Consider the following 13,571-nt stretch of genomic DNA (forward strand, 5'->3'; position numbering starts at 1 on the left):
GTCCTGACCGGGTGAACACGTGCCGCGCGTCAACGCTGATGGCGTGCAGCTTCGCTGGTCAGGACGGTCGACGCCCCATTCGCGCCTCATCGACGCCGCACGCACGCTCTGGATAACGATGATCACCCGTCGTTGACTGGACCGGACTGCGGCGGAAGGCGTCCTCCTTCCCCCCTCGGTCTTCCGCCGCAGGCCACAACCAGTCCACGTCGATGAGTACGCGCGTGCGGGAACGCACCGAGGTGAAAGGATCTGGCGCTCACGATGCTCGGCACGGAGACAACCGATCACGCCGCCGCCCACCGGGCGGCCCTCGTGACGGAGGACTCCGCGCCGACAGCCCACCAGATCACCATCGAGCACACCTTCGAAACCGCGCATCGCCTGCCGCACCTGGGCGATAAGTGCACCAGCCTGCATGGACATTCCTGGCGGGTCGCGGTGCCGGTGATCGCCCCGACCCTGAGTAACGACGTCACCGTCGTGGAGTTCGGCGCACTCAAAGCCGGAATCCGGGAGTGGATCGACACCTACCTCGATCACGGCACCATGCTCGGCGTGCACGATCCGCTCGCTGTGCACCTCTACGTCGCGAAGTGCAAAGTCTTCCGGTTCGGCGCAGATAGCTGCCAGACGACCGTCGATGCGGAGCTGTTGGCCACCGACTTGGTCTGGCCGACCGTCGAAGCTGTCGCGGTGTTGCTGCGACGCGTGAGCCAGGCCGCGCTCGCCGCGCTGCCCTGCGCTCCCGATGCCCGCGTCGGCCGGGTGTTCGTGCGCGAAACACACCTCAACACCGCGACCTACGGACCGGTGGACGCGCCGTGAAGCTACCCGCTGTATCCGATGTGGACCGTGAACTTGTGGTCAACGAGACGTTCGGTCCGACCTTCCAAGGTGAGGGACCGAGCACCGGTCGCTATGCGCACTTCGTCCGGCTATTCGGCTGTCATCTGTCGTGCATCTGGTGTGATAGTCCGCAAACCCATGACGCCACCCGCTGCGACCTCGCCGACGAACAGCGGGTCCTCTCGATTGAGGACATCCTGTCCTGGCTCGCCGCCGGTCCGGCCGACCTGCTGGTAGTCACGGGTGGCGAACCGCTGCTGCAGCCGCACGTCGTGGGCCGGCTGCTGGGCGCGATCCGGGAGCGTGCGCTGGCCACCGATATCGAGATCGAGACATCCGGCACCATCGCGCCCACGGACATGATCACGTCGGCGGTGACACGGTTCAACGTCTCGCCGAAGCTCTCGCATTCGGGGCTGCGCCGCCATCAACGCATCCGCCCCGCCGTGCTGCGCGACCTCGCCGACAGCGGGAAGGCCGTTTGGAAGTTCGTGGTCCAAGCGCTCGACGACTTGGACGAGATCCAGGAACTTGTCGACACCTACGGTCTTCACCCGGTCTGGGTCATGCCGGAGGGCACGGACAGCTCCACCGTCCTGGCACGGATGCGGATGCTGGCCGATCCGGTCCTGGCACGCCGCTGGAACCTGTCGACCCGGCTCCACACACTGCTGTGGGAGAACGACCGTGGCCGCTGACATCACCACAGACGAGTTCGCCGTTCGGAATCTCGCGCCCGGCGTCGCTCGCACTCCACAACATCTCCCAACGACAGGCGGTCCACGATGAGCGAACCCGACACCCCGGCCATCGGCCCCCGCGTCCGGGTCTACGCACTCGTCGGGCAGAACGACCGCCTGCTCCTCGTCGAGTACTCCGGCCACGACGCGCTGCCCGGCGGCGCGGTTCGTACCGGTGAACCCGTCGAACACGCGCTCCGCAGAACCCTGCTCGAACAGCTCGGCGCGACCATCGCCGAGCTGGACTTCTGCGCCGTTGTCGAACACGGCACCAACGAGCCCGGCGAAACGTCCGCCTCCGAGATCGTCGTCCTGTTCGACGTGACGCTCACCGACGCCGACCGCCTCATCGACTCGGCGCAACCGCATCGGTGGGCCAACGAAGACGACCTCTCCGCTCTGCGCCCCCAAGCGGTTCGGGACGGACTGGTCGCAGGCACGCTGTCGGCCGAACACCCGTGGCGGGCGTGGACGCCATGAGCAACCTCGGCCCCAAGTTCCTGACCAACCTCGCAGCGCGAACAGTCGCGGTGAGTGCCTCATGACCCCAGAACAGGCTGCCGCTCTAACCGAGTATCCCGAGCTGCAGCGGCTCATCGACCTCCGCGGCGCGGGCTGGATGTTTCTGCCCACCGTCGTTGACGGCGAACTCGTTGAGGTGCATGGCGTGCGGACCTGGCCGGAAGGGTGGGCCGACGCCCTGCGTGTCCGCTACACCACCGACGCCGCCGGCCTCCGCAACGATTACACCGGCGGCGTCACCTGGCAACGAGAGGGCACCCTCACCGAGGTCATCGATGGCCTCATCGCCCTACCTGCCCCCAGTGACCGCCTCGCGCCCCGGCTCGTCATCGCACGCCGTCCGCTGCCATGGACCGCATAAGAGGTCCTAACAGATTGAGTGTTTCTTGAGTCGGCGCCAGCAGATGATGCTGCAGGCGATGCTGAGGAAGGCTTGGTGGATGTCGTCACGGATTTCCCAGCGAGTGCGCAGGCGGCGGAACCAGTGCAGCAGGGCGATGGTCTGCTCGACCACCCAGCGGTGGATACCAAGCCCGGAGCCGTGCTCGGTGCCGCGGCGGGCGAACCGTGGCTCAATACCCTTGGCGCGTACCAGGTCCCGGTGCTTGTCGAAGTCGTAGGCCCGATCGGCATACAGGCTGTCCGGGCGGCGGCGTGGCCGGCCTCGCCGGCCACGCACCGGTGGGATGGCCTCGAGCAGCGGGGGCAGCTGGGTGACGTCGTTGCGGTTGCCGCCGGTCAGCGTCACCGCCAGCGGGATACCGCCACCTTCGGTGATCACATGGTGTTTGGAGCCGGTGCGGGCCCGGTCGACCGGGCTCGGTCCGGTTTTCGGCCCCCTTTTAACGCCCGCACATGCGAGCCATCGATCGCCGCGCGGGACCAGTCGATCAGCCCGGCCGCGTTCAGCTTGGCCAGCAGCAGTTCGTGCAACCGCTGCCACACGCCGGCCTCAGTCCAGTCCCGCAACCGCCGCCAGCACGTCATCCCGGAGCCGTATCCCAGCTCCTGCGGCAGGAACTCCCACGGCATCCCCGTGTACAGCACGAACAAGATCCCGCACAACGCACGCCGGTCGTCCAACCGCTTGCGCCCGGGATGCCGGAAGCGGCGTTCGACCTTGGGCAGCAGAGGCTCGATCAGCTCCCACAGTTCGTCCTCGACCTCCCACGGCCTGCGCTGCGCCACCAACAACCTCCCGCCACAAGATCAACAGCGAGGCACATCCAACCACACCCGAAGATCATTCTGTTACGGCCTCTAAGGCTGGATGGTTGGTCCAGGATCGGAAGAACATCAACTTGTTCGCGGGCCTGGGTGTCGCAGTCCGCGAGATGATCATGGCCAAGGGGCACGGCCGCGTGGATTACCTGCTCTACGTCGACAAGCGGGTTGTCGGGGTCATCGAGGCCAAGCCGGTGGGCACCACACTATCCGGAGTCGAGTGGCAGTCCGCCATGTACGCCGAGGGGCTGCCGCCCGAGGTGCGGCTGAAGGCGTTGACCGTGGACGGGCGTTTACCGTTCGTCTTCGAGGCCAGCGGCACGGAGACCCACTTCACCAACGGCTACGACCCCCAGTCACGGGCCAGGCAGCTATTCAACGTCCCTAAGAGGTCCTAACAGATTGAGTGTTTCTTGAGTCGGCGCCAGCAGATGATGCTGCAGGCGATGCTGAGGAAGGCTTGGTGGATGTCGTCACGGATTTCCCAGCGAGTGCGCAGGCGGCGGAACCAGTGCAGCAGGGCGATGGTCTGCTCGACCACCCAGCGGTGGATACCAAGCCCGGAGCCGTGCTCGGTGCCGCGGCGGGCGAACCGTGGCTCAATACCCTTGGCGCGTACCAGGTCCCGGTGCTTGTCGAAGTCGTAGGCCCGATCGGCATACAGGCTGTCCGGGCGGCGGCGTGGCCGGCCTCGCCGGCCACGCACCGGTGGGATGGCCTCGAGCAGCGGGGGCAGCTGGGTGACGTCGTTGCGGTTGCCGCCGGTCAGCGTCACCGCCAGCGGGATACCGCCACCTTCGGTGATCACATGGTGTTTGGAGCCGGTGCGGGCCCGGTCGACCGGGCTCGGTCCGGTTTTCGGCCCCCTTTTAACGCCCGCACATGCGAGCCATCGATCGCCGCGCGGGACCAGTCGATCAGCCCGGCCGCGTTCAGCTTGGCCAGCAGCAGTTCGTGCAACCGCTGCCACACGCCGGCCTCAGTCCAGTCCCGCAACCGCCGCCAGCACGTCATCCCGGAGCCGTATCCCAGCTCCTGCGGCAGGAACTCCCACGGCATCCCCGTGTACAGCACGAACAAGATCCCGCACAACGCACGCCGGTCGTCCAACCGCTTGCGCCCGGGATGCCGGAAGCGGCGTTCGACCTTGGGCAGCAGAGGCTCGATCAGCTCCCACAGTTCGTCCTCGACCTCCCACGGCCTGCGCTGCGCCACCAACAACCTCCCGCCACAAGATCAACAGCGAGGCACATCCAACCACACCCGAAGATCATTCTGTTACGGCCTCTTAACCAACTGGTGGTCGATGAGTTCCCGCGCCCGCTGCTCAGCGGCCAGCCTGGGATCGTCCGCCACCTCGCCATCTCCCCCTGCACCGTCGTGTTGACCACTAGAAGCATCTTCCACCATGTGTCCGACAGCACAAGGCACCGGAGACCGCGTTGGGCAGCACGGTGCCAATGCTGCTGGAATGAAGATCGTCCGGCGATGTCTGCAGGTTACGTTCTGGCAATCAGTGAAGCCACCTTGGTTACCTTCCGTAATCGCGGAGGAGTTCCTCGCCAAAATGGGCGCAAGTTCACGACTGAGAGTAGCTGACTAGTCCAATTGGGTTACTTTGCTGACTCGTTCGTGGTCGGCCGCTGTGAGCGGACCCGTTTTTGTCGGTGGTGAGGTCTAGGTTGCCGCGCATGGTGCGACAGACGTCCCTGGCTGGCGGTGCAGCGAGTTCGGCAGGGCATACGCGGCCGTGGCCAGCCGAGTGGGACACCGTGGTCATCAGCCTGGCGGCCAGCGGGCTGGTCGAGTTGTCGCAGAGCTTGGAGCGTCAGGGCGCGTTTCCCGTGCCGTATCCGGCTGCCCTGCAGCGCGCGTTGGATCGTTTGGCCGCGATGGGCGTGATTGCTGGTGCCGAAGTGCCGCGCAGCGTCATGGACTTGGCGGCCTGGGCTCACCGTCCGTTCGTGCAGTGGCCGTTCCGTCCGGCGGTGGAGGGGTTGAACGACGACGAGTCGCTCCTGACGGACGGCAAGCCTACCAAGGCGTGCTTGGAATGGGCGGTGGTGAGTGGGGACGTCGAAGGCGAGATTCGCGAACGTCTCCTTATCCACGGGGTGCTGGACGTGTGCAAGGCGAACGACGATCCCGATGCTTACGTGCGTTTCCGGCGTTTGTTGGTCGAGAAGCCCGCCATGTCGGAGCGTGACCTGCTCGTGACGATGGCTCAGCCCGGATTCGCGATACTTGCTCAGCATCTGCGGGGCGCTTACCGCGCGGCGCCGGCAGAAGCCTTGGCCACAGGAGAGGCGGTTGTGTGCGGAGGCTGCGGTCACTTGTGGACCTTGCAGGCTGACGGTGTCCGTCGATGCAGTGAGTGGGACTGTCCAGCGCCCACGACGATCAAGAAACGCCTGCCCGCTTCGGAGGGCGTTGTTTGGTTGAGCCGTGAGCTGCGCATGTTCGTGTCTGGTCCTGGCCGGGCGGAGCTTCGAATTGCCAAGACGCTGGAACGGGCGGGAGTCACCGCACAGTTGTGGCCGGACTTCGACGCCTGTGATGTCCTGCCGGTAGAAGTGCCGTGGGCAGCAGATGTGAAGTCGTGGACGAATCCGGTCCGCCTGGCCTGGCGGTTGACCGAGCGGCCGTTTGTGCTGCCGCGCGGAGCGGAACGAGGCTTCATCGTGATCGCGAAAGAGCAGACGACGGGTCGTCCCGAGTACCTGCGGGCGTTGCGCAACCACTGCACCTGGTTGAAGGGTCAGTCCCGGATTGAGGCGGTGTCCGAGAAGACGTTCATCGACCGAGTGGTCCGCGAGTTTCGGAAGGCGCAGGCGTGAGAGACAGCAACACGTGGAAGAAGGACACCGCAAGGCTTCTGCGGCGCGAGCACGACACGCTCGAAAGCCGCACGGCGTTGCGGCTGGTCGATATCGAGCTGGTCTTGCACCTCGTCGAGCAGGTTGCTCCGGACCAGTCGGTTCTGGACGCCTGGGCGCTGTTGGGTGGCTACCCGTTCCTGACTGCCGGCCGCGGACTGGTTGCCTCAGAACACGAGTCGATGATCGGAGTAGCACGCCACCTGGTCCTGTGGTTCAAGGACCGCGAAGACTGGCGCGCCGCGCTGGAAGAGTACGCGGAGTTGCCCGAGACCATTCGAGGCTACGAAGTCGACCTCGACTCGGGAACAACCTCGCGACGTGTGCCCACGGTGCTGACCGATCGCTTCGACTACTACGAAGACGTCCTGTCCAATCCGCCACCAGACCTTACGAGCAAGATCACAGTCGCCGAGGCAGGCCGCTACTTCAACCAGGCCGATATGGGAACCAGCGTCACGATCCCTGACTGGTTCCCGATCCACCCCGGTGGTCGCGGTCACGACGTACTGGCGCGCTGTGATCGCGACGCGATCGAGCTGGAGTGGTCCGAGCTGGTCACCGCAGCACGTTGGGGTGATAACCGCGAGGCTGAGCTGGGTTGGCCCGAACACTTGCGGTCGAACTGGGTCGACAGGTTGAAGCGGGTGACCCTCGAAGTCCGCCAGGGCAACAACAGTTTTTCCAGGTCCGAGAAACTGACGATCGCCGGCATCATGCACATGATCGGCATGGTTGGGGCTGGCAAAAGCACCCTTGTCGAGGTGCTCCTCCTCTGGTGTCACCTCAACAACAAACGTGTCTGTGTGGTCGCCGACAACGTGACGTCGGTACTGCGTAAGACGGTGCACCTTCAAGCGCTCGGCGTCCGCGCTGCCCCGGTGCTGGGGCAGTCGAACCGCGTCCAACACCTGACCCGCCTGCACCGGTTGACCAACCCGCGTAACGGTCGCATCGCGCCCGCAGGGGACAGGATGTTCGACCTCACCAGCACCTCTTGCTCATTGGACGGGTTGCGCGACCACTCGGCGAAGCCCTGGGAGCTACGGCATTCGCCCTGCGCGGGTCTCATTCCCGAGGAAACCGATGACAAGCCGAAGGCCCACACGTGCCCGGCGTGGCACACGTGTCAACGACACGAGCCCTCGCGCGAACTGGTCGACGCAACCGTGTGGGTGGCGACCACGGCCAGCCTTATCCACACCCCGATACCCAAGCAGCTCAACGAGGAGCGATTGCGCTACCTCGAACTCGCCTGGCGCCGTAGTGACCTGATCATCGTGGACGAGGCCGACCAGGTTCAGGCGCAGTTGGACTCGGTGTTCAGCCCCGAACAGCAGCTCATCGGCGAGGATTACGACGCCTGGCTCGACGAGGTCATCGACCGTACCAAGAGGACGATCCGTCAAGCCGGGCGTGAGCCCATGCACGAACCACTGGTGCGGCACTGGCTGGTCAATCTCGACAACGCCAACATCGCGGTGGACATCATGTACTCGGCGCTCTCCCGCGACGGTGCCCGGCCGCAACCGGCGTTGTCACGCCGATGGTTGGACAAGGCGTACTTCACCGAATGGACTCTGTCCCAGCAGCTTGCCCAGTCCTGGGCCGGCTTTGGGCCGAGCAAGACCAACACCCACCGCCCTGTCGACGGGTGGGACGACGATCCGGTCTACCGCCGGTTGCGACGTGCGTTCGACGGATTGATCGACGATCCCCTCGGCGCGAAGGACACGGACGACGAGCTCACCCAGCGGATGGTTACGCTCACCGCGCAAATCCTTCGGGACGCCAACGAGTCTGTCCGCCTTCGTCGGGTCGGTGAGTGGCTGGAGTCCACAGCCAAAGAACTCGCCGAGCAAGGCTTGACTCTGACTATCGACGATCCAGAGCGACAGGCTGTCCGACTCGAGTTCACCCTAGCGGTCGCGGTGCTGGCGAAGTCGCTCGATCACGCGATGGACATGTTCCGAGCCGTGGAGATGGAACTCGGTCTGGAGGGCACCAGTTCCGCGCTGTTCCACCGCGCCCCGGCCGACTACCAGCCCGTCGTCCCAGACTCACCGATGGGCAACGTGCTGGGCTTCCAGTACCTCGACGACGATCACGATCAGCGCAGGGGACGCTCCAAGATGGGGCGGCTGCGTTTCTTCCGCTGTAGCGGCATCGGCCGCTGGGTGCTGCTGCACCTCCACGAGCTGTTCCTCACGGACTCCGACCGAGGCCCCAACGTACTGCTGCTGTCAGGTACCAGTTGGGCAGGCACGTCGGCTCGCTACCACATCGACATCCCGGTGACAGCGATCCTGACACCACCGAAGAAAGAACTGGCCGCAGTACGGGCCAGCCGCTTCGAGTTCTTCCCGCTCTTCGCCGGTGACAACACGGCTCCCATCAAGGTCTCGGGCAAGTTCGGCGAACAACGCGAACTGGCCTTGCGGCAGATGATCGCCGAACTGGCCAACCCAGGTGCCGGCAAGAGCATCCTGGAACAACACCGCGACTCGTTGCCTCCGAGCCGACAACGACTGCTCCTGCTGGTCGGCAGCTACGCCGAAGCCCGCATGGTGGCTCAACACCTGGTGTCCTTGCGCAGCAGCTGGCAAGACCAGGTGCTGCACTTGGTCGCCGATGATGAAGAGTTCACCGATTCCTGGGACGGCGCCAACGGCTTGCGACGCGGAGACGTGCACACCCTCGCACGGACACCCGCCTGGATCTTGGTCGCTCCATTGCTGGCAGTCGAGCGTGGACACAACATCCTCAACGACGACAGCCAAGCCGCGATCGGGGCGGCCTACTTCCTCATCCGCCCCCACCCGCGCCCCGACGATCTCAGCTACGTCATTCAGCGCGTCAACCGCTGGGCGACCCACCAGATCCGAAACAAGTTCCCGGTCGTCGAAGATTCCGACCGGGAAGCGCTGGGGCGGTGCGCCACCGCGTTTCGTTCCGCGGGCCACCGTCAATGGAGGTGGCTGCTCAACCTCAAGCTCGCCTACAGCAACCTGCCGGTGCGGGAACGCGAAGCCTTGGCGTGGACGCAATTGGTCACCATCTGGCAGGTGATCGGACGGCTGGTCCGGGGCGGCGTTCCAGCCGAGGTCTACTTCTGCGATGCGGCTTTCGCACCGAACGCGGCACGCCGCTCGGAGAACAGTAGCGACGACGCGTCGCTGAGCCTGCTCATCGGCTTGCGCGAGGTCTTGGCGCCTTACTTCGCAGACGACTGTGCAGATCCCGACACCTACCTCGTTGAAACCCTCTACGGCTGCCTGTACGAGGCGCTCGCCCAGCTCGAAGGACTGTGACCGATGCCGGCCAAACCCAAGTACGAAGACCTCAAACTCGCCGCGTTCCAGCTTCGGACCGACGTCCCCTGGGAGCGCCGCTTGTACCTTCTGCGCTTCCCCGAGCCCTGGAAGAAACCACTGACTACCCTCGCCAAGGCACGCCGGAACGGCGAGGAAATTCGCTCGATCCCGATCACGCTGCTCAACGACGTCATCGCGGCCCTGGTACCCGACGTCATCACAGTCGCTACGCGCGCGACGATCGGCGAGAACGCGCCGTGGATCTACAGCGATGTCGAGGTGAACACCGAGTCGCTGTTCGCCATAATCGCGACCTGGATCCGCGCCACGGCAACGGACCCGGCAAAGGCCGAAGCGATCCTGGGCAGACTGAACCAATCCGATCTTGTGTGGACTCCCTTGGATGTCGACTTCACCACGTTGACCTCCGATAGCGCAGACGAGATCCAGTCTGACGAGCTCTACCGCCTCCTGCCCCACGTCATCGCTGCGGAACTGAGCGCACCGGGACTCCAGCATGTGCACCTGATGCCGAAGAATCCCGACGCGGATCCTGCGGACGACGACCCGGCGGACGTCGAGCAGGTGATCTCGCAGTTCCACCGGACGCCCGCCGAACAGGGCGCGTGCGTGATGAACTGGCCACCGCACCGTATGCCCCACAGACCTCTGTCCTACATGATCAACATTACGGCTCAAAGCCGGGCATTCAACTCGCAACCGCTGGTACACATCTCTGTGGGGACGCGCAGGTGGGCGCATAAGGAAGCCAAGCTGAGCTTCAACCAAGGGCACAGCGTCTACATGCTGCCTTCCCTGCCGTGGCTGCCGGGGCTGAACCAATCACGCAGCTTCCTCGTGGCATCGATCGAGTCCTGGAAGAAAGACGCGCCGAACACCGATCAGGGCTTTGAGTACTCAGCCCGATGGTCAGGCGGAAAGATCGGGAAAATCCTCCGGGAACTCGGACTCGCCGAGAAGCTTCCCGACCCCGAGGTGCTCAAGAGCAAGCCCACCGCGTACCTGGGAGCGCCCAACGCCGCGGCGCTCGTCTTCCGCAACGGCATGTACTCCTTCGACCACCCAGTCGCCCCAGGGACGTCCCTCGCGGACAAGGTCCCGCTCGTCGAATGGGTCACCAACACCCTTGCCGATCGACTGGTTCCCGTCGAGAACCTGCGCAAGGGATCCCAAGTCTTCCTGGACTCCAAGAAGCTCAAGGAGTCCAAGTTCGCCGCCTCGGAGGCAGCCCAACTGCGAAAGGCCATCGCGGACACCGTTGGCGAGACGCTGGGCGTCGACATCTTCTACGACACCACTCACACCAAGAACTACGCCCGTGCCACCCTGGCCAAGCTGCTCGGCATCGAGGTTCCCGAGGACACTGACCGCCTCACTGGAAAACCCGAAACCATCATCACGGACGAACTCACCATCCTGGCTACCGTGCGCCCGGTCGGCGCATGGGGCGGCGGACTGGCCGGCGACGACACGACGATCACCAACAAGGACCGCTTCCAAGCGGCCGTCAACAGCCGTATCGACAAGATCGGCGATGAGCTCGGAAACGCAGAAGTGCCAACCATCTCGCTCGTCGAGATCAAGGGCAAGAAGTCGTACGCCGGCAAACAACGAACTTCCGACCCAAAGTTTGCGATCAAGGTCGGCCTGTCCCGGACCGGCCGGCTGTCCCAATGCGTCACCGAAGCCCCAGAACCGGTCCCGGCCGAAGACAATCAAGAAACAACCGCATCCGACTCCAGTCTGGAGAAGATGCGTTTCAGTTGGTATGACCTCCTGCGCCAACTGGGAGTCCGCACCACCGACCTCCCCGTCCGACCGGAAGGAACCAGCGTCCGCGAGGCACCCGCTTACCTCGCGTTCTGGCTGGTCCGCCAGAACCAGCGCAGTCGTTGGGAAGGCATCACGCGCCAGGTTCCCGTCGCCGTCCTCATCGACCCGACCGGACGGCATGTTCAGGCTTGCGCGCCCAACGTCCGGTGGACACCCCTACACCGCGCACAGCACGAGATCAGTCGGCATCACATGCTCACGGACCAGAAGCGGACCCCCGAAGAGATCACCCGCTTCTTCGAGCAGGTCCTTCGCAGCGTCGCCCGCCAGTACCCGTCGCTGCTGTTGCTGACCAGCGCCCAGAACCTCAGGTGGGGTTGGCCGCACCTCAACAACCCCGACATGGCTATCGACACGATCAAGTTCGGCCAACAACCCCAAGACATCACCCGCTACCCCGGTCTCCGGCACGTCCGTCTGCGCACGACCGAACGCCACGAGGTGCCCGACACGTGGGCTGCCAACAGCAAGGAAGAAGGCCACTCCGCCGGCTACTGGATCGCTGAGGATCGCATCTTCTTCAGCACAGGCGAAAAGCCCCGCACGGCCAGCAATGCCGTCAAGAGCGCATCAAAGGTCGTACCCAGATGGCGAAAGGGGGAATTAGTCAACCCATCAACCAAATCAATGGTGTGGAACGCCCGCGCACTCGAGTTCACCGTCGCAGCAATCCAGCCCGGCGACGTCCCAGAAGACTGGGCTGCACTCACGCACGATCTCCGCTGGGCCACCCCGCACTACGACTACTCCATCGCGCTACCGTGGCCACTTGCAGTCGCCAAGCAACTCGCTCAATACATCATGCCCCTCGACCTCCTCGACGACGTGGACGAGATCGAGGCAGACATCTCATCACCGGTCGACGACGGGAACTAGGCGCCGCCCGTGCTGGCGGAGCTATACACGCCGATCTCCGCCAACTCGACATTCATCAGCCTGAATTGGCGACGGACCCAAGGAGCCTTCTTGCCCACTTGCCCCTTCTGCGGCTTCACCGGCAAGCTGACCGCCGAGCATGTCTTTGGGAACTGGCTGTCGCGGATTGGCCTGGACCTGGAACCAATTGCGCACGGCGCTGGGCCGCTGAATCGCGTAGGGCAGGACCTGGGTGTGCGTCCGCCGTTCCGCCAGACGGTGCGCGTCTGTGGCGGCTGTAACAACGGCTGGATGAGTCGCCTCGAGGCGGTCGCCGCGCGGGTCCTGACACCCTTCATCCTGGGTGAAGCGGGGCAGATTGCGGCCGAAGACGCGGGAGCCGTCGCGGCGTGGGTCCAGAAGACAGCGCTCACGGCCATGCTCGTTTCGTCCGAGACCCAGCGCAGCGCAGGCTATGGGCTCCCGCAGTCGGAGTACCGTGGGCTGTCGGACGCCAGAAACGAGATGCAACCGCTTCCGGCCAGTCAGTTCTGGGTCGGGCGGTACGCTGGAGAGAGCCGGTTCGCCTCGACGTGGGTCACGCCGTTGACGGTGACGGCCAGTGAGTTGCCTGAGCCCGACCGGCCGCAGGGTTACGCGATGACCATCGTGTTGGGGCAACTGTTGCTGCACGGCGTGCGGTTCACGACGCCAAGTCTGCAAGTCGAGGTGACCACCAGGCAGGAGCTGCCGCAGTTGTGGCCACCTGCGGAACGAGTCGCGTGGTCCAGCGGGATGCCCGTAGACGATGCGGCCTTCCTCGGCTTCGCCGCAGGCAAAGACCTTCGTTCGATGGAGCGGCATATCGAGGTACGGCCATGGAAGCCCGCGACGGAACTTCCTGAAAGCAGGACTGTTGAAGGCATGGTGGAGCTGCCGACCGCCTGCGGCAAGCACGTCGTGTACTACCCGGCCGGCCTGGTTGACGAGGCGCTGCGCGGCAGGTTCTACGCATTCGGGACAGCGTGTGAGTGTGGCACGGCCTACCTCGTCCAGACCGAGCCTGATGGCGCTCACTGCAAGGTGGCGAACTCGGTGGATGTCATCTCCGAGTTGTACGAGAGCTTGCCTGGAAAGGAAGTTGTGCTTGAGGACCAGCACGGCATGTTCCCCTGCAAGCGACTACCGGAACCCTCAGAGCACTGATGTGAAAGTGAAGCAGAGATACTCACGGTCGTGGTCATCCGCAATCCGACGGCGGCTTCGGCCCGGGGTACCCCGAGTTCCCGGATCGAGCAAGTTCCCCTGGTCCATCAGGCTAGCGGCGTCTGCACGTT

General features: G+C 64.7%; 9 protein-coding genes and 2 pseudogenes. 9 read left to right on the top strand and 2 right to left on the bottom strand.

Annotation, left to right across the window (positions count from 1 at the left end; all coding sequences use genetic code 11):
- Positions 1-264: 264 nt before the first annotated feature.
- The 4 genes from SACMADRAFT_RS00735 to SACMADRAFT_RS00750 all read left to right on the top strand — a co-directional run bounded on the left by SACMADRAFT_RS00735 (position 265) and on the right by SACMADRAFT_RS00750 (position 2,472).
- On the top strand, positions 265-828 hold the full coding sequence (locus SACMADRAFT_RS00735) for a 6-pyruvoyl trahydropterin synthase family protein (RefSeq protein WP_009151857.1): 564 nt from the start codon (positions 265-267) through the stop codon (positions 826-828).
- A gap of 35 nt (positions 829-863) precedes the next feature.
- Positions 864-1,547, top strand: coding sequence for a 7-carboxy-7-deazaguanine synthase QueE (locus SACMADRAFT_RS00740; RefSeq protein WP_232285515.1), 684 nt, complete (start codon positions 864-866; stop codon positions 1,545-1,547).
- 87 nt (positions 1,548-1,634) lie between these two features.
- Complete coding sequence (locus tag SACMADRAFT_RS00745) at positions 1,635-2,069, top strand: NUDIX domain-containing protein (RefSeq protein WP_009151859.1); 435 nt, start codon at positions 1,635-1,637, stop codon at positions 2,067-2,069.
- Positions 2,070-2,130: 61 nt separating this feature from the next.
- On the top strand, positions 2,131-2,472 hold the full coding sequence (locus SACMADRAFT_RS00750; protein WP_009151860.1) for a hypothetical protein: 342 nt from the start codon (positions 2,131-2,133) through the stop codon (positions 2,470-2,472).
- Positions 2,473-2,478: 6 nt separating this feature from the next.
- On the opposite strand, the pseudogene SACMADRAFT_RS28840 reads toward SACMADRAFT_RS00750, so the two are convergent.
- Positions 2,479-3,299, bottom strand: a pseudogene (locus SACMADRAFT_RS28840) (IS5 family transposase).
- Between the two features lie 86 nt (positions 3,300-3,385).
- Between SACMADRAFT_RS28840 and SACMADRAFT_RS00765 the strand changes: the two are divergent.
- Positions 3,386-3,733, top strand: a complete 348-nt coding sequence (locus SACMADRAFT_RS00765) for a hypothetical protein (protein WP_040925483.1) — start codon at positions 3,386-3,388, stop codon at positions 3,731-3,733.
- On the opposite strand, the pseudogene SACMADRAFT_RS28845 reads toward SACMADRAFT_RS00765, so the two are convergent.
- A pseudogene (locus tag SACMADRAFT_RS28845) lies at positions 3,730-4,550 on the bottom strand (IS5 family transposase). The gene SACMADRAFT_RS00765 and the pseudogene SACMADRAFT_RS28845 overlap by 4 nt on opposite strands.
- A 557-nt stretch (positions 4,551-5,107) precedes the next feature.
- On the opposite strand from SACMADRAFT_RS28845, the gene SACMADRAFT_RS00780 reads away from it, so the two are divergent.
- From SACMADRAFT_RS00780 to SACMADRAFT_RS00795, 4 genes are all read left to right on the top strand, one after another.
- On the top strand, positions 5,108-6,172 hold the full coding sequence (locus SACMADRAFT_RS00780; RefSeq protein WP_009151863.1) for a pPIWI_RE_Y domain-containing protein: 1,065 nt from the start codon (positions 5,108-5,110) through the stop codon (positions 6,170-6,172).
- Between the two features lie 77 nt (positions 6,173-6,249).
- Entirely contained in the window at positions 6,250-9,522 is a 3,273-nt protein-coding gene (locus SACMADRAFT_RS00785) for a pPIWI_RE_Z domain-containing protein (RefSeq protein ID WP_198285916.1), read from the top strand.
- A 3-nt stretch (positions 9,523-9,525) separates the two neighbouring features.
- Positions 9,526-12,255 (top strand): RNaseH domain-containing protein, encoded by a 2,730-nt coding sequence (locus SACMADRAFT_RS00790; RefSeq protein ID WP_009151865.1) that lies wholly within the window; start codon positions 9,526-9,528, stop codon positions 12,253-12,255.
- 9 nt (positions 12,256-12,264) lie between these two features.
- A complete protein-coding gene (locus tag SACMADRAFT_RS00795; RefSeq protein WP_009151866.1) occupies positions 12,265-13,440 on the top strand; it encodes a hypothetical protein in 1,176 nt (391 codons plus the stop codon).
- Positions 13,441-13,571 lie beyond the last annotated feature (131 nt).

The organism is Saccharomonospora marina XMU15, assembly GCF_000244955.1.
In the GTDB taxonomy this organism is placed as follows: Bacteria; Actinomycetota; Actinomycetes; order Mycobacteriales; family Pseudonocardiaceae; genus Saccharomonospora_A; species Saccharomonospora_A marina.